Source organism: Pseudomonas sp. 65/3-MNA-CIBAN-0223 (genome assembly GCF_040310425.1).
Classification (GTDB): Bacteria; Pseudomonadota; Gammaproteobacteria; order Pseudomonadales; family Pseudomonadaceae; genus Aquipseudomonas; species Aquipseudomonas gregormendelii.
Map to the genome: position 1 here is coordinate 23215 of NZ_JBEOPV010000033.1, position 15883 is coordinate 39097.

Annotated in this window: 13 protein-coding genes; all 13 read right to left on the bottom strand. The window is 58.6% G+C overall.

Features of this window, described 5'->3' with window-relative positions; genetic code table 11:
* Positions 1–10 precede the first annotated feature (10 nt).
* On the bottom strand, positions 11–901 hold the full coding sequence (gene rfbA / locus AAEZ09_RS26615) for a glucose-1-phosphate thymidylyltransferase RfbA (RefSeq protein ID WP_350601393.1): 891 nt from the start codon (positions 899–901) through the stop codon (positions 11–13).
* The gene (gene rfbD, locus AAEZ09_RS26620) at positions 898–1791 is read right to left on the bottom strand and encodes a dTDP-4-dehydrorhamnose reductase (RefSeq protein WP_350601394.1); all 894 of its coding nucleotides are present in this window, start codon (positions 1789–1791) and stop codon (positions 898–900) included. The genes rfbA and rfbD overlap by 4 nt, the downstream gene beginning before the upstream one ends.
* Positions 1788–2864, bottom strand: coding sequence for a dTDP-glucose 4,6-dehydratase (gene rfbB, locus AAEZ09_RS26625; RefSeq protein ID WP_350601395.1), 1077 nt, complete (start codon positions 2862–2864; stop codon positions 1788–1790). The genes rfbD and rfbB overlap by 4 nt, the downstream gene beginning before the upstream one ends.
* Before the next feature lie 236 nt (positions 2865–3100).
* Entirely contained in the window at positions 3101–3340 is a 240-nt protein-coding gene (locus AAEZ09_RS26630; protein ID WP_350601396.1) for a LapA family protein, read from the bottom strand.
* 27 nt (positions 3341–3367) lie between these two features.
* A complete protein-coding gene (gene ihfB, locus AAEZ09_RS26635) occupies positions 3368–3664 on the bottom strand; it encodes an integration host factor subunit beta (RefSeq protein ID WP_003218804.1) in 297 nt (98 codons plus the stop codon).
* A 151-nt stretch (positions 3665–3815) separates the two neighbouring features.
* Entirely contained in the window at positions 3816–4094 is a 279-nt protein-coding gene (locus AAEZ09_RS26640) for a hypothetical protein (RefSeq protein WP_350601397.1), read from the bottom strand.
* A 307-nt stretch (positions 4095–4401) separates the two neighbouring features.
* The gene (gene rpsA, locus AAEZ09_RS26645; protein WP_045060593.1) at positions 4402–6096 is read right to left on the bottom strand and encodes a 30S ribosomal protein S1; all 1695 of its coding nucleotides are present in this window, start codon (positions 6094–6096) and stop codon (positions 4402–4404) included.
* Positions 6097–6215: 119 nt separating this feature from the next.
* Positions 6216–6905 carry a (d)CMP kinase gene (gene cmk, locus AAEZ09_RS26650; protein WP_045060592.1) on the bottom strand — a complete coding sequence of 230 codons (690 nt, stop codon included), beginning with the start codon at positions 6903–6905 and terminating at the stop codon, positions 6216–6218.
* Positions 6902–9109 (bottom strand): bifunctional prephenate dehydrogenase/3-phosphoshikimate 1-carboxyvinyltransferase, encoded by a 2208-nt coding sequence (locus AAEZ09_RS26655; RefSeq protein WP_350601400.1) that lies wholly within the window; start codon positions 9107–9109, stop codon positions 6902–6904. The genes cmk and AAEZ09_RS26655 overlap by 4 nt, the downstream gene beginning before the upstream one ends.
* 28 nt (positions 9110–9137) lie before the next feature.
* On the bottom strand, positions 9138–10250 hold the full coding sequence (gene hisC, locus AAEZ09_RS26660; RefSeq protein WP_350601398.1) for a histidinol-phosphate transaminase: 1113 nt from the start codon (positions 10248–10250) through the stop codon (positions 9138–9140).
* Between the two features lie 12 nt (positions 10251–10262).
* Entirely contained in the window at positions 10263–11357 is a 1095-nt protein-coding gene (pheA, locus tag AAEZ09_RS26665; protein WP_045060590.1) for a prephenate dehydratase, read from the bottom strand.
* A complete protein-coding gene (serC, locus tag AAEZ09_RS26670) occupies positions 11357–12442 on the bottom strand; it encodes a 3-phosphoserine/phosphohydroxythreonine transaminase (RefSeq protein ID WP_045060589.1) in 1086 nt (361 codons plus the stop codon). The genes pheA and serC overlap by 1 nt, the downstream gene beginning before the upstream one ends.
* Positions 12443–12705: 263 nt before the next feature.
* Positions 12706–15363, bottom strand: coding sequence for a DNA gyrase subunit A (gene gyrA, locus AAEZ09_RS26675; RefSeq protein ID WP_045060588.1), 2658 nt, complete (start codon positions 15361–15363; stop codon positions 12706–12708).
* Between the last annotated feature and the right edge of the window lie 520 nt (positions 15364–15883).

The following is a 15883-nucleotide window of genomic DNA, read 5'->3' on the forward strand; positions in this document are numbered from 1 at the left end:
ACCTTCCAAATCAGTGGGACGGCGAGTCCAGCAGCTTCTGCAGGTACTGGCCATAGCCCGTTTTCTTCAGCGCGTTGGCTTGCGCACCGAGCTGTTCGGCATTGATCCAGCCATTGTGGTAGGCAATCTCTTCCAAGCACGCGACCTTCAAGCCCTGGCGCTGCTCGATGGTGTGCACGAAGTGACTGGCTTCCAGTAACGAATCATGAGTACCGGTATCCAGCCAGGCGAAGCCACGGCCGAGCATTTCGACCTTAAGTGTCTTGCGCTCGAGGTAAACACTGTTGACGTCGGTGATTTCCAACTCACCCCGCTCGGACGGCTTGATGTTCTTGGCAATTTCAACGACGTCGTTGTCGTAGAAATACAAGCCGGTTACCGCGTAGTTGGACTTGGGCTTGACCGGCTTTTCTTCGATGCTCAGGGCTTTGCCGGAGGCGTCGAATTCCACTACACCAAAACGCTCAGGATCCGACACGTGATAACCGAATACCGTCGCGCCGTGTTGCTGGGTACTTGCGGAGCGCAGGTTGTCCGAGAAATGTTGGCCGTAGAAAATGTTGTCGCCGAGGATCAGGCAGCAAGGGTCATTGCCAATAAACTCTTCACCGATTATGAACGCTTGCGCCAGGCCATCCGGGCTAGGCTGCTCGGCATAGGTCAACTTGATGCCATACAGACTGCCGTCACCCAGCAACTTGCGGAAGCAAGGAAGATCCTCGGGCGTCGAAATGATCAGGATTTCACGCATGCCAGCAAGCATTAGTACCGACAGCGGATAGAAGATCATCGGCTTGTCGTAGATTGGCAGCATCTGCTTGGACACGCCAAGGGTCAACGGGTGCAGTCGCGTGCCCGAACCGCCTGCGAGGATAATGCCTTTACGATTTATGGTGGTCATTTGTTGAGAACTTCCCTAAGCATTCGGGTTACGCCACGTTGCCAATCCGGCAAGTGTAGATAAAAATTGTCACGCAGCTTCTGAGTGTTCAAACGAGAATTCAGAGGACGGCGTGCAGGGGTCGGATAAGCGCTAGTCTCGATCGGATTTACCGCCGCAACGGCAAGCTGCTCGCCGTTGTTTTTGGCGAAATCGATCACATGGCTGGCGTAACCATGCCATGACACTTCACCGGCGGCAGCCAAGTGATACAGGCCAGACAACTCGGGACGCTGTTGGACTTGCTGAATGGCCAGCGCAGTGACGTCCGCGATCAACTCGGCACCGGTCGGCGCGCCAATCTGGTCGGCGATAACGCTCAAGGTTTCGCGATCCTTGGCCAGGCGCAGCATGGTTTTGGCAAAATTATTGCCACGAGCGCCATAGACCCAACTCGTACGGAAGATCAGATGCTTGCAGCCGGATGCAGTAATAGCCTGCTCGCCTGCTAGTTTGCTGGCCCCGTAGTGATTGACGGGTGCAACTGCATCGGTTTCCAGCCAAGACGTCGAGCCCTGGCCACTGAAAACGTAGTCCGTGGAATAGTGAATCAGCCATGCGTTCAACGCCACGGCCTCTTCTGCCATGACCTTGCTTGCCTGGCCGTTCACGCGGGCGGCCAGTTCGGTTTCCGACTCTGCTTTATCGACGGCCGTGTAGGCTGCGGCGTTAACGATCACGTCAGGCTTGACCTGACGAATAGTCGCGCGCAAGGCGTCGAGATCAGACAGATCGCCGCACAGGCCATCGATTGGATGACGATCCAGTGCAATCAACTCGCCCAGTGGCGCGAGGGAGCGCTGCAGCTCCCAGCCCACTTGGCCGTTTTTTCCCAGTAGAAGGATCTTCATGCTTTGTTCGAGCGATCAGCGTAGTTCTGGTCGATCCACTGCTGGTAGCTGCCGCTTTTCACGTGCTCTACCCATTCAGTGTTGTTGAGATACCACTCAACCGTTTTGCGAATACCGGTGTCGAAGGTCTCTTCAGGGGTCCAGCCCAGCTCGCGCTGGATTTTGCTGGCGTCGATCGCGTAGCGCTGATCATGGCCCGGGCGATCCTGGACGTAGGTGATCAGGCGGGCATGGGGGCGGTGCGCGGAATCTGGACGCAGTTCATCGAGCAGTTCACACAAGGTGTTCACGACTTCGATATTTTGCTTTTCGTTATGGCCGCCGATGTTGTACGTCTCGCCGATCACACCTTCGGTAACGACTTTGTACAACGCACGGGCGTGGTCTTCGACGTAGAGCCAGTCACGGACCTGGTTTCCTTTGCCGTACACCGGCAGTGGCTTACCTTCCAGTGCATTAAGGATGATCAGCGGGATCAGTTTTTCAGGGAAGTGGCACGGGCCGTAGTTGTTAGAGCAGTTGGTGACCAGAGTCGGCAGGCCGTAGGTACGCGCCCAGGCGCGAACCAGGTGATCGGAGCTGGCCTTGCTGGCCGAGTAAGGCGAGCTTGGCTGATACGGCGTGGTTTCGGTGAAGAGGTCTTCCGGACCTTCCAGGTCTCCATAGACTTCGTCAGTCGAAATGTGGTGAAAGCGGAAATTGGCTTTGCGTGCATCGTCCAGCGCCGCCCAGTAGTGGCGTGCAGCTTCGAGCAGCGTATAGGTACCAATGATATTGGTCTGAATAAACTCGGAAGGGCCAGTGATCGAACGATCAACGTGGGACTCTGCGGCCAGGTGCATAATGGCATCCGGCTGATGTTCACGCAGTACACGATCAATCTGATCACGGTCGCAGATATCTACGCGCTCAAACGCATAACGAGAATCGTTACTAACGCCAACTAAGGATTCAAGGTTACCGGCATAAGTAAGCTTATCAACGTTAACAACTGAGTCGTTAGTGTTGGAGATGATATGACGAATGACTGCCGAGCCGATAAACCCGGCGCCGCCGGTTACTAGAATTTTCACGCGAAACCATACCCTTGAGTTACAGACAGCACCGCCAAACGAACACTGTCTAATCCATGAATGCAAAAGCCGACACGTCTGTGGAAGCTGTCGCCAGAACCAGTCTGCCGAAGTGGACACATGCCACTACCGGACGAGCGCCGCATTTTACAGCTAAATGAAGGTTTTACTAACGGATATAGACAAGCTGTGGCTGACTTCGTGCGTTTGCCGGGCCTTGTACAAATGAGACTCAATCAGACATGTCGCTTGCGGGAAGCTCTGGACGTGTGCTCCAAGAACCAGCCTAACAATGGACCGATCACCATGCCGATCAGAAGCGCAAGCACCAGAAACAGTGACACAGGCAACTGCGGCCCCGCCCAACCAAGGAACAGCAAGGAAACCGATTGCTGGTTCTCGAGCACGAATGCGAGAGTCGCCAGAACCAGCAACAGGACAAATAGTGCCAGCACCACGCGCTTCAAGTTACGCATCAGCAACTCCTTGAAAATCAAAGGCTGTCAAACCCCCTCCTCCTCGTCCTCATTCACCCGATCCCGCAGCTCCTTCCCCGGCTTGAAATGCGGAACGAACTTCCCATCCAGGCTAACCGACTGCCCGGTCTTGGGATTGCGACCTACCCGCGGTGCGCGGTAGTGCAATGAGAAGCTGCCAAAACCCCGGATCTCGATTCGATCCCCGGTGGCCAGGCATTGGGACATTTGTTCAAGCATGGTCTTGATGGCCAGCTCCACATCCTTGGATGAGAGCAGCCCTTGATGGGTGACAATTCGTTCGATCAACTCCGACTTCGTCATATTTTTCCCTTCTTTTTCAAGCAGCTAGATCAGCGCTTCAAAGGTTTTAGCACGCTCGGAGCCATTTGAACAGTCCAAGATTTGACATATCGTTACCGGCTTTGAGTCGCCCTATTTGCGGGCGTCTCAAGCGGGCGGGCCGCTTGTTCAGTCACCTGCAAATCACCAGCATGGTGCGTGTCAGGTAGCCTGCGGGATTAAAACCGAATGGGTATTCATCCTCGTCCTTGGCGTCATCCGACCTTGCAATAACCTTGTAGCCTGCCGCTTTGCACTCCTTGTCGGCGCGCTTGCGGCATTTCTCCCAACCCGAGCCCAGGCCGGAGCAATCGATCTCTATCCCGCTGACACCACGCACCGCATGGGTCTTGGCGCTGGTGGTGCAGCCTGCCAGTGCCAATACTGTTATGGCGACCATGAGCTTGTTCATGCACTTCCTTATTAGTCAGGCACCCTACCGGAGGGTGCTTGCGCCCTATGCTCTAGAGTAGCTGCAAATAAGCGATTGATCCTGTTAAAGAAAGGGACAGTTTGGTGGGGGTGTTGGTTCAGCGTGGGATGCGAGTGGCGGCCATAAAGAGCGAAAGATCAAAAGATCGCAGCCTTCGGCAGCTCCTACGGGGGGGATTGGGGATATTTTGGGATTGGGGGGGGGGAATTGGGGAATGGGGGTTTGCTGAATTGCAGGCGTAAAAAAGGGCGACCGAAGTCGCCCTTTTTCTATGGTCTGACAGAACTTAGTTCTGTTTTTCCATTTGTGCACGCAACAGGTCGCCCAGAGTGGTAGGACCAGGAGCAGCGGTATCCGAAGCTGGCTTGTCGCGCAGGCTTTGGATTGCTTCTTTCTCTTCTTCAACGTCTTTCGACTTGATGGAGAGCTGGATTACACGGCTCTTGCGGTCAACGCTGATGATCTTGGCTTCTACTTCTTCGCCTTCTTTCAGAACGTTGCGCGCGTCTTCAACGCGGTCACGGCTGATTTCGGAGGCTTTCAGAGTCGCTTCGATATCGTCGGCCAGAGTGATGATGGCGCCTTTAGCGTCAACTTCTTTCACGATGCCTTTAACGATTGCGCCTTTGTCGTTCTCTTGAACGTACTCGGAGAACGGATCGCTTTCCAGTTGCTTGATGCCCAGGGAGATGCGCTCGCGCTCTGGGTCAACCGACAGGATAACGGTGTCCAGCTCGTCGCCCTTCTTGAAGCGGCGAACGGCTTCTTCGCCCACTTCGTTCCAGGAGATGTCGGACAGGTGAACCAGACCGTCGATGCCGCCGTCCAGACCAATGAAGATACCGAAATCGGTGATCGACTTGATGGTGCCGGAGATTTTATCGCCCTTGTTGAACTGGCCAGAGAAATCTTCCCATGGGTTAGATTTGCACTGCTTGATGCCGAGGGAGATACGACGACGCTCTTCGTCGATGTCCAGAACCATAACTTCCACTTCGTCGCCGACTTGTACGACTTTCGAAGGGTGGATGTTCTTGTTGGTCCAGTCCATTTCGGAAACGTGTACCAGGCCTTCAACGCCTTCTTCCAGCTCAGCGAAGCAGCCGTAGTCGGTCAGGTTGGTTACACGAGCGGTAACGCGAGTGCTTTCTGGGTAACGGGCTTTGATAGCAACCCATGGATCTTCGCCCAGCTGCTTCAGGCCCAGGGAAACACGATTGCGTTCGCGATCGTACTTGAGAACCTTGACATCGATCTCGTCGCCAACGTTGACGATTTCCGATGGATGCTTGATGCGTTTCCAAGCCATGTCGGTAATGTGCAGCAGGCCATCGACGCCACCCAGATCGACGAATGCGCCGTAATCGGTGAGGTTCTTGACGATACCTTTGACTTGTTGGCCTTCCTGCAGGGATTCCAGCAGAGCTTCACGCTCAGCGGAGTTCTCGGCTTCGAGGACGCTACGACGGGAAACGACAACGTTGTTGCGTTTCTGGTCAAGCTTGATGACCTTGAATTCCAGCTCTTTGCCTTCCAGGTGCGTGGTATCGCGCACAGGACGGACGTCAACCAGGGAACCTGGCAGGAACGCACGGATGCCGTTAACGTCGACAGTGAAGCCGCCTTTAACCTTACCGTTGATAACGCCCTTGACCACTTCCTCAGCTGCGAAGGCTGCTTCCAGAACGATCCAGCACTCAGCGCGCTTGGCTTTTTCACGGGACAGCTTGGTTTCACCGAAACCGTCTTCTACCGAGTCCAGAGCAACGTGAACTTCGTCACCGACATTGATAGTCAGATCGCCAGCGTCGTTGTAGAACTGCTCAAGCGGGATGAGTGCTTCAGACTTCAGGCCAGCGTGAACGGTTACCCAGCGAGCTTGGTAATCGATATCAACGATAACACCGGTGATGATGGAGCCTGCCTGAAGGTTCAGGGTTTTTAGGCTTTCTTCAAAGAGTTCCGCAAAGCTTTCGCTCATTTTAATTCCTGAGTATAAGGGCGAAGAATACGCCCATCTCCACATCCCAGACGACGTGGGTTACGTTCATTTAAAGAAGCACTGCAGGACTATGACTGGTCCCCTGTTGCGCTTCTTGGTCACCCGGCGATATCGCGAATGGCGATCTCGCTCATGATGCGTTGCAGCACCTGGTCGATGGATAATTCCGTGGAATCCAGCTGTATGGCGTCAGCCGCCGGCTTGAGCGGGGCTACCGCTCGCTGGGTGTCACGCTCGTCGCGGACACGTATCTCATCTAGCAGACTCGACAGACTAACACCATCGACTTTGCCCTTCAACTGCAAGTATCGACGGCGCGCACGTTCCTCGGCACTGGCGGTGAGGAAAATCTTCAATGGCGCGTCCGGAAAAACCACCGTACCCATGTCGCGGCCATCGGCTACCAGCCCCGGAGCTTCCTGAAAAGCCCGCTGGCGCTGCAGCAGAGCGTCGCGCACGGCCGGCAAGGCGGCCACTTGGGAAGCCCAGGCGCCGACCTGTTCGTTGCGCAAGTCATCGGTCACATCGTCGCCTTCGAGGATGATGCGCTGCGGATGACCTTCGGTTGCGCCGACGAACTGCACGTCCAGATGAGCGGCCAGCAGCTTCAGCGACTCTTCATTCGTCAGGTCGACACCGTGGTTGCGTGCGGCAAAAGCCAGCAGGCGGTACAGCGCACCGGAATCCAGCAGGCACCAGCCGAGGCGCTTGGCCAGTATGCCGGCGATGGTGCCCTTGCCCGACCCGCTTGGGCCGTCGATGGTAATGACCGGTGGCTTGATGTTCACGACTGAGCCTCTTGAGCAACGCGGATGCCGACCTGCGCGCACAGCGCGAGGAAGTTGGGGAACGAGGTCGCGACGTTCGCGCAATCATGGATGCGAATCGGCGCAGTGGCGCGCAGGGACGCAACGCTGAAGGCCATGGCAATCCGGTGGTCGCCGTGACCGTGCACTTCGCCGCCGCCAATCAGGCCGCCGTCGATGATGATGCCGTCCGGGGTCGGTTCGCATTTCACACCCAGCGCCAGCAGGCCGTCGGCCATGACCTGGATGCGGTCCGACTCCTTGACCCGCAGTTCTTCGGCGCCACGCAGGATGGTCCGACCTTCGGCGCACGCAGCTGCGACGAACAATACCGGGAACTCGTCGATCGCCAGTGGAACCAGCGCTTCGGGAATCTCGATACCCTTGAGCTTAGCTGCACGAACGCGCAGGTCCGCCACCGGCTCGCCGCCCACTTCACGCTGGTTTTCCAGGGTGATGTCGGCGCCCATCAGGCGCAGGATGTCGATCACGCCGGTACGGGTCGGGTTGATGCCGACGTGCTCGAGCACCAGCTCAGAGCCCTCAGCGATCGACGCCGCCACCAGGAAGAACGCCGAAGACGAGATATCGCCCGGCACTTCAATGTGGGTAGCGGTCAGTTTGTGCCCGGATTCGACCGACGCGGTAGCACCCTCGACGCTGACCGGGTAGCCGAAGCCACGCAGCATGCGCTCGGTATGGTCGCGAGTCGGTGCCGGCTCGGTGACGGTAGTCTTGCCTTCGGCGTACAGGCCAGCGAGCAGCAGGCAGGATTTAACCTGGGCACTGGCCATTGGCATGGTGTAGGTCAGGCCTTTGAGCTTGTTGCCACCGCGAATGACCATCGGCGGACGACCTTCGGCCGCCGTCTCGATCACTGCGCCCATTTCGCGCAGCGGGTTGGCGACGCGGTTCATCGGGCGCTTGGACAGCGAGGCATCGCCGGTCAGGGTGCTGTCAAAGTCCTGCGCAGCCAGCAGGCCGGACAACAGGCGCATCGAAGTACCGGAGTTACCCAGGTAGATCGGGCCCGGTGCAGGCTTGAGGCCATGCAGGCCGACGCCATGGATGGTCACGCGCCCGTGGTGCGGACCTTCGATCACCACACCCATGTCGCGGAAGGCTTGCAAGGTCGCCAGGGCATCTTCGCCCTCGAGGAAACCTTCCACTTCGGTGACGCCTTCGGCGAGGGAGCCGAGCATGATCGAACGGTGGGAAATCGATTTGTCGCCTGGTACTCGAATCCGCCCAGTCAGGCGGCCACCAGGTTGTGCCAGGAAAATCAGGTCGTTGGAGTTCATAGCGTCCACATAAGCCCGGCGGGCCAGGATTTTACTGAAATGTTCGCGGGCAACCCGGGCGCGAGTGAATACGCCCAACAATTGGTGCCCATCCCTTGCATCGACCGCGTCGCGCAAGGCGTCGAGGTCGCTGCGAAATGTATCGAGTGTGCGCAGGACAGCTTCGCGGTTGGCGAGGAAGATGTCGTGCCACATGACCGGGTCGCTGCCCGCGATTCTCGTGAAATCGCGGAAACCGCCGGCAGCGTAACGGAAGATCTCAAGATTTTCATTGCGCTTGGCCAATGAATCGACCAAACCGAATGCGAGCAGGTGCGGCAAATGGCTGGTAGCCGCCAGTACTTCGTCGTGACGCTCGACCTGCATATGCTCGACATCGGCGCCCAGTTCGCGCCACAGGCGATCGACCACCGCCAAAGCGGCCGGATCCGTTTGCGCAAGCGGCGTCAGGATGACTTTATGGCGACGGAACAGCTCGGCATTGGAGGCTTCCACCCCACTCTGCTCGGAACCGGCGATCGGATGCCCCGGCACGAAGCGCGACGGCATGCCGCCGAACGCCTCGGTGGCCGCACGCACCACGTTGCCCTTGGCGCTGCCGACATCGGTCAGGATCGCCTGGCCCAGGTCCATGCCGGCCAACAGGGCGAGCATTTTCTCCATGGCCAGGATCGGCACGGCGAGCTGGATCACGTCGGCACCCTGACAGGCCAGCGCCAGGTCTTCTTCGCAGCGATCCACCACACCCAGCTCAACCGCCAGTTTGCGCGACTGCGGATCAAGATCGACCCCCACCACTTCGCGGCACAGGCCACTTTCGCGCAACCCCTTGGCAAAGGAACCACCGATCAAACCCAGGCCGACCACCACCAGGCGCCCGATCATAGGTGCCGCAGGTTGCAGTGCAGTGACATCAACCACGGGCCAGAACCTTGGTCAGCGCCTCGAGGAAGCGGCTGTTTTCGGCAGGCAAGCCGATGGTGATGCGCAGGTGGTTCGGCATGCCGTAGTTGGCCACCGGCCGCACGATCACGCCTTCACGCAGCAACCCCTGGAAGACCGGCGCCGCGACGCGACCCAGGTCCACGCAGATGAAGTTGCCTTTGGACGGGATCCAGCCCAGCCCCAGCTCACGGAAACCCGCTTGCAGCTGCTGCATGCCGGCTTCGTTCAGGCGTCGGCTTTCAGCCAGGTAGTCGCTGTCCTGCAACGCCGCACAGGCCGCGGCGAGGGCGAGGCTGTTGACGTTGAATGGCTGGCGCACCCGATTGAGCACATCGGCTACTACGGCGGTAGACAACCCGTAGCCAACGCGCAGCGCCGCCAGGCCATAGGCCTTGGAGAAGGTACGCGACACCAGCAGGTTCGGGTAAGCCGCCAGGTAGTCGAGGCCGTCCGGCAGGTCGCTGCCTTCGGCGTATTCGATGTAGGCCTCGTCCAGCACGACCAGCACATGCTCCGGAACGTCCTGGAGGAATTCATCCAGGGCTTCGGCGCCGAACCAGGTGCCGGTCGGGTTGTTCGGGTTGGCGATGTAAATCACGCGGGTATTGGCATCGATCGCCGCCAGCATGGCCGTCAGGTCGTGCCCCCAGTCTTTCGCCGGGATCACTCGCGCCTCGGCGCCAACGGCCTGGGTCACGATCGGATAGACGGCAAACGCGTGCTCGCTGAATATCGCGTTCAGGCCCGGCGCCAGGTAAGCCCGCGCGACCAGTTCGAGGATGTCGTTGGAACCATTGCCCAGGGTCACCTGATCAAGTTCGACGCGGCACTGTTGGGCCAGCAGGGTCTTGAGGGCAAAACCGTTGCCGTCCGGATAGCGGGTCAGCTCGGCCAGCGCTTCGCGGATGGCGGCAAGGACCTTGGGACTGGCGCCCAGCGGGTTTTCGTTGCTCGCCAGTTTGACGATGCTGGCCGGATCGATGTCCAGCTCGCGTGCCAGTTCGTCCACGGGCTTGCCCGGAACGTAAGGCGAAAGTTGTTGCACGCCCGGCTGTGCCAGAGCGAGGAAGTTACCACTCATGTGCTATCGCCCTTAGAGAACTGCTTTGGGGTAGGAGCCCAGCACTTTAAGCGCCACGGCCTCCTGACTGATCTTTTCCAGTACACCCTTGATCAACGGATCACGGTGATGGCCGACGAAGTCGATAAAGAACACATAGGTCCATTTACCACTGCGCGAAGGACGCGTCTCGATTCGAGTCAGGTCGATGCCATTGTCGTGGAAAGGCACCAGCAGCTCGTGGAGCGCGCCCGGCTTGTTGCTCATGGAAACGATGATCGAGGTCTTGTCATCACCGGTCGGCGGCACTTCCTGGCTGCCGATCATCAGGAATCGCGTGGAGTTATCCGGGCGATCCTCGATTTTCTCAGCCAGGCGCGTCAGCCCGTACAGGCCTGCGGCCATGTCACCGGCAATCGCCGCCGAGTTCCACTCGCCCTTGACCCGCTTGGCCGCTTCGGCGTTGCTGGAAACCGCCACGCGCTCGACGTTTGGGTAGTGCGCGTCCAGCCACTTGCGGCACTGGGCCAGGGACTGGGCATGGGAATAGATACGGCTGATGCTATCGGTCTTGGTGTTTTCACCGACCAGCAGATGGTGGTGGATGCGCAGCTCGACTTCGCCACAGATCACCATGTCGTGTTCCAGGAAGCTGTCGAGGGTGTGGTTGACCGCGCCTTCGGTGGAGTTTTCCACCGGCACCACGCCAAAATTCACCGCCCCCGCCGCCACTTCACGGAACACTTCGTCGATCGCCGCCATCGGCTTGCTGATCACTGCATGGCCGAAGTGTTTCATGGCAGCTGCCTGGGTGAACGTGCCCTCAGGGCCGAGGTAGGCCACTTTCAGCGGCTGCTCGAGGGCCAGGCACGAGGACATGATTTCGCGAAACAACCGCGCCATCTCTTCGTTGCCCAGCGGCCCCTGGTTACGCTCCATCACGCGCTTGAGCACCTGGGCTTCACGCTCAGGACGATAGAACACTGGCACTTCGCCTTCGGCCAGGGAGGCCATCTTTACTCGCGCAACTTCCTGGGCACACCGTGCACGCTCGCTGATCAGCTCCATGACCTTGGTGTCCAGGGCGTCAATGCGAACGCGCAGTGCCTTGAGTTCTTGCTCAGACATTAGCCGTGTTCCTTCTCGAACTCTGCCATGTACGAAATCAGTGCGTTGACCGCAACGATATCGACGGCGTTATAGATGGAGGCGCGCATGCCGCCCACGGAACGATGGCCCTTGAGGTTCAGCAGGCCACGTTCTTCGGCACCGGCCAGGAACGGCTTGTCTAGACGGTCGTCCGCCAGGCGGAACGGCACGTTCATCCACGAGCGGTCGGACTTGTTGATCGGGTTGCTGTACAGGCCGCTGGCATCGATAAAGTCATACAGCGTGCGCTGTTTCACTTCGTTGAGCTTGCCGATGGCCTCGACGCCGCCCTGCTCCTTGAGCCATTCGAACACCAGGCCGGACAGGTACCAGGCCAGGGTCGGCGGAGTGTTGTACATCGAGCCGTTGTCGGCCGCGACCTTGTAGTTGAGCATGGTCGGGCACAGGGAACGGGCGCGCCCGAGCAGGTCTTCGCGAACGATGTTGACCACGATACCGCTCGGGCCGATGTTCTTCTGGGCGCCGGCGTAGATCATGCCGAAGCGCGACACATCGATTGGACGCGAGAGGATGTCCGAGGACATGTCGGCAACCAGCGGGACGTCACCGGTTTCCGGGACCCACTGGAATTCCAGGCCGCCGATGGTTTCGTTCGGGGCGTAGTGGACGTAGGCGGCGTCTTTGGACAGCTGCCACTCGTTCTGGCCAGGAATGGCGAAGTAGTCGTAGGGCTTGGCAGTGCCGGCAACGTTGACGTGACCGTAGCGCGAAGCTTCTTCGATGGCTTTTTGCGACCAGATACCGGTGTCGATGTAGTCGGCAGAGCCGCTTTCCGGCAGCAGGTTCAGCGGAATCTGGGCGAATTGCTGGCTGGCGCCACCCTGCAGGAACAGCACTTTGTAGTTGGAGGGGATATTGAGCAGATCACGCAGATCCTGCTCGGCCTTGGTGGCGATGGACACGAACTCATCGCTGCGATGGCTCATTTCCATGACCGACAGGCCCTTGCCATGCCAATCAAGGAGTTCACCCTGAGCGCGCTTCAGGACAGCTTCAGGAAGCGCCGCAGGACCGGCACAGAAGTTATAGGCTCTCTTGCTCACATCCAATCTCGCTCTGATTTGGTGGTAGTCACGCAATAAATCTGAAAACTGAAGACTCTGGAAACTCTGGATATCTGGACATGTTGATATCTGTAGGAGCTGCCGAGTGAAACGAGGCTGCGATCTTTTGATAGTACGGACAAGGCAAGATCAAAAGATCGCAGCCTCGTTTCACTCGGCAGCTCCTACGGGTTCTACATTCAATATTCAAACAGGCGAAACAACAAGGGGGCGAATTTTCATCCGCCCCCCTGTGTGTCCGCTTATTCCTGCGGTTCTTCGTCGGCTGCGGCGTCGAGTTGCTGGTCTTCACCAGCGTCGTCGATCACGACTTCACCGTCGAACACTGCACCTTCCTCACCTTCTTCCAGTTCTTCGCCCTCGACTTCCGAAGGCTCCTGGACCCGCTCCAGGCCTACCAGCGTTTCGTCGCTGGCCAGCTTGATCAGGGTCACGCCCTGGGTGTTACGACCCAGGCTGGAGACTTCGTCGACTCGGGTACGAACCAGGGTGCCCTGGTCGGAAATCAGCATGATCTCCTCGCCATCGAGCACCTGAACCGCGCCAACCAGGCGGCCGTTGCGATCGTTGCTGACCATGGCGATGACGCCCTGACCACCACGCTTGTACTCAGGGAACTCGGAGATCGCCGTGCGCTTGCCGTAACCACGCGCCGAAGCGGTGAGGATCTGGCTGCCTTCTTCAGGGATCAGCATCGAAATCAGCTTCTGCCCTTCTGGCAGGCGCATGCCGCGCACGCCGCGGGCGGTACGGCCCATGGCACGTACGTCGGATTCCTTGAAGCGAGTGACCTTGCCGCCGTCGGAGAACAGCATGACTTCACGCTCGCCGTCGGTGATCGCGGCGCTGATCAATACGTCGCCTTCGTCCAGCTCCAGCGCGATCAGGCCAACGCTGCGTTGACGGCTGAAGGATTCCAGCGGGGTCTTCTTCACGGTGCCTTTGGCAGTCGCCATGAAGATGAAGTGACCTTCGGTGTATTCCTCGACCGGCAGCATGGTGGTGATGTATTCATCACTGTCCAGCGGCAGCAGGTTGACCAGCGGACGACCACGGGCAGCGCGGGACGCTTCCGGGATTTCGTAGGTTTTGAGCCAGTACACCTTGCCTTTGCTGGAGAACAGCAGCAGCGTGGTGTGGCTGTTGGCTACCAGCAGGTGAGCGATGTAGTCCTCATCCTTGACGCCGGTGGCCGACTTGCCTTTACCGCCACGACGCTGGGCCTGGTACGCAGCCAATGGCTGGGTTTTGGCATAGCCACCGTGGGAGATGGTCACGACGCGTTCTTCTTCCGGGATCATGTCACCCAGGGTCAGGTCGAGACGGGCATCGAGGATTTCGGTGCGACGCACGTCGCCGTATTCGGCGCGGATCACTTCCAGCTCTTCGCGGATCACTTCCATCAGGCGCGTGGCGCTGTTGAGGATGCGGATCAGCTCGCCGATCTGGTTGAGAATCTCCTGGTATTCGGCCAGCAGCTTCTCGTGCTCCAGACCGGTCAGGCGGTGCAGGCGCAGTTCCAGGATGGCTTGCGCCTGCTCTGGCGACAGGAAGTACTTGCCTTCGCGCAGACCGTATTGCGGGTCCAGGGTCTCTGGACGGCAAGAATCAGCACCGGCGCGTTCGACCATCGCAACGACGGCGGAAGATTCCCACGCAGTCTTGATCAGGGCTTCCTTGGCTTCCGATGGTGTTGGCGAAGCCTTGATCAGGGCGATGACCGGGTCGATGTTCGACAGGGCAACCGCTTGACCTTCCAGGATGTGACCGCGTTCGCGGGCTTTACGCAGCTCGAACACGGTACGACGGGTAACGACTTCGCGACGGTGACGAACGAAGGCTTCCAGCAGGTCCTTGAGGTTCAGGATCCGCGGACGGCCGTCGATCAGCGCGACGATGTTGATACCGAACACTGCTTGCAGCTGGGTCTGGGCGTAGAGGTTGTTGAGGATCACCTCAGGCACTTCGCCGCGACGCAACTCGATCACGACGCGCATACCGTCCTTGTCGGACTCGTCGCGCAGTTCGGTGATGCCTTCGAGCTTCTTCTCTTTGACCAGCTCGGCGATCTTCTCGATCAGGCGGGCCTTGTTCAGCTGGTAGGGCAGTTCGGTGATGACGATCTGCTGGCGACCACCGACCTTGTCGATGTCTTCGATCGTCGAGCGGGCACGCATGTAGATGCGCCCGCGACCGGTACGGTAGGCTTCGATGATGCCGGCGCGACCGTTGATGATCGCGGCGGTCGGGAAGTCCGGACCCGGGATGTATTGCATCAGCTCATCGATGGTCAACTCAGGGTTGTCGATGAGGGCCAGGCAACCGTCGATGACTTCACCGAGGTTGTGCGGCGGGATGTTGGTCGCCATGCCCACGGCGATACCGCTGGAGCCGTTGACCAGCAGGTTGGGAATACGGGTCGGCATGACCGCCGGGATCATTTCGGTGCCGTCGTAGTTCGGCACCCAGTCCACGGTTTCTTTGTGCAGGTCAGCCAGCAGCTCGTGCGCCAGCTTGGTCATGCGCACTTCGGTGTATCGCATGGCTGCGGCGTTATCGCCGTCCACCGAACCGAAGTTGCCCTGGCCGTCTACCAGCAGGTAGCGCAGCGAGAATGGCTGCGCCATCCGAACGATGGTGTCGTACACCGCGGTATCACCGTGCGGGTGATACTTACCGATCACGTCACCGACAACACGGGCAGATTTCTTGTACGGCTTGTTGAAGTCGTTGCCCAGCTCGCTCATCGCGAACAGCACACGCCGGTGCACGGGCTTCAAGCCATCGCGCGCATCCGGCAGTGCCCGCCCGACAATTACGCTCATTGCGTAGTCGAGGTAGGACTGCTTCAGCTCGTCTTCGATATTGACCGGGAGGATTTCTTTGGCCAGTTCGCCCATGAGAAGCCTGATTCCTTTTTCTGGTGAAACCTCGTCACATCCATATGGGACGAACGAAGCTCGCCGCTGCAGGCTGAGTGCCATGCACCGACTTACGACAAATCACGAGTTATGCATGGATCTGCGCAGTAAAGACAGCCGCATCGGGCTACCTTGGAAACCGCCGAATGTTATCACAAGAGCCGCCACGCACCTATCCCCTTGATGCGCATGGAGTGTAGTTAGTTGACTGGTGGCGGGCTTGAAGAGGACGAGAGAGGCTCAGAGCTACTGAAAATGCAGAATCAGGCGCCAAATTACGACGGTTTACTGACTTTCAGACCCTAATCGCCAGCAGGCTGGCTCCCACATTGATCTGAAACGATCACAAACCCTGCAAGAGCCAGCCTTACTGACTTTCAGACCCTAGTCGCCAGCAGGCTGGCTCCCACATTGATCCGAATCGATCACAAACCCTGCAAGAGCCAGCCTTACTGACTTTCAGACCCTAGTCGCCAGCAGGCTGGCTCCCACATTGATC

What these genes read in the sequence shown, in the direction of transcription:
- pheA (WP_045060590.1), bottom strand. Translation starts at nt 11,357, where the DNA reads ATGTCTGAGCAAGAACTCAAGGCACTGCGCGTTCGCATTGACGCCCTG.
- AAEZ09_RS26640 (WP_350601397.1), bottom strand. Translation starts at nt 4,094, where the DNA reads ATGAACAAGCTCATGGTCGCCATAACAGTATTGGCACTGGCAGGCTGC.
- hisC (WP_350601398.1), bottom strand. Translation starts at nt 10,250, where the DNA reads ATGAGTGGTAACTTCCTCGCTCTGGCACAGCCGGGCGTGCAACAACTT.
- AAEZ09_RS26655 (WP_350601400.1), bottom strand. Translation starts at nt 9,109, where the DNA reads ATGATCGGGCGCCTGGTGGTGGTCGGCCTGGGTTTGATCGGTGGTTCC.
- ihfB (WP_003218804.1), bottom strand. Translation starts at nt 3,664, where the DNA reads ATGACGAAGTCGGAGTTGATCGAACGAATTGTCACCCATCAAGGGCTG.
- gyrA (WP_045060588.1), bottom strand. Translation starts at nt 15,363, where the DNA reads ATGGGCGAACTGGCCAAAGAAATCCTCCCGGTCAATATCGAAGACGAG.
- AAEZ09_RS26630 (WP_350601396.1), bottom strand. Translation starts at nt 3,340, where the DNA reads ATGCGTAACTTGAAGCGCGTGGTGCTGGCACTATTTGTCCTGTTGCTG.
- rfbD (WP_350601394.1), bottom strand. Translation starts at nt 1,791, where the DNA reads ATGAAGATCCTTCTACTGGGAAAAAACGGCCAAGTGGGCTGGGAGCTG.
- rpsA (WP_045060593.1), bottom strand. Translation starts at nt 6,096, where the DNA reads ATGAGCGAAAGCTTTGCGGAACTCTTTGAAGAAAGCCTAAAAACCCTG.
- rfbA (WP_350601393.1), bottom strand. Translation starts at nt 901, where the DNA reads ATGACCACCATAAATCGTAAAGGCATTATCCTCGCAGGCGGTTCGGGC.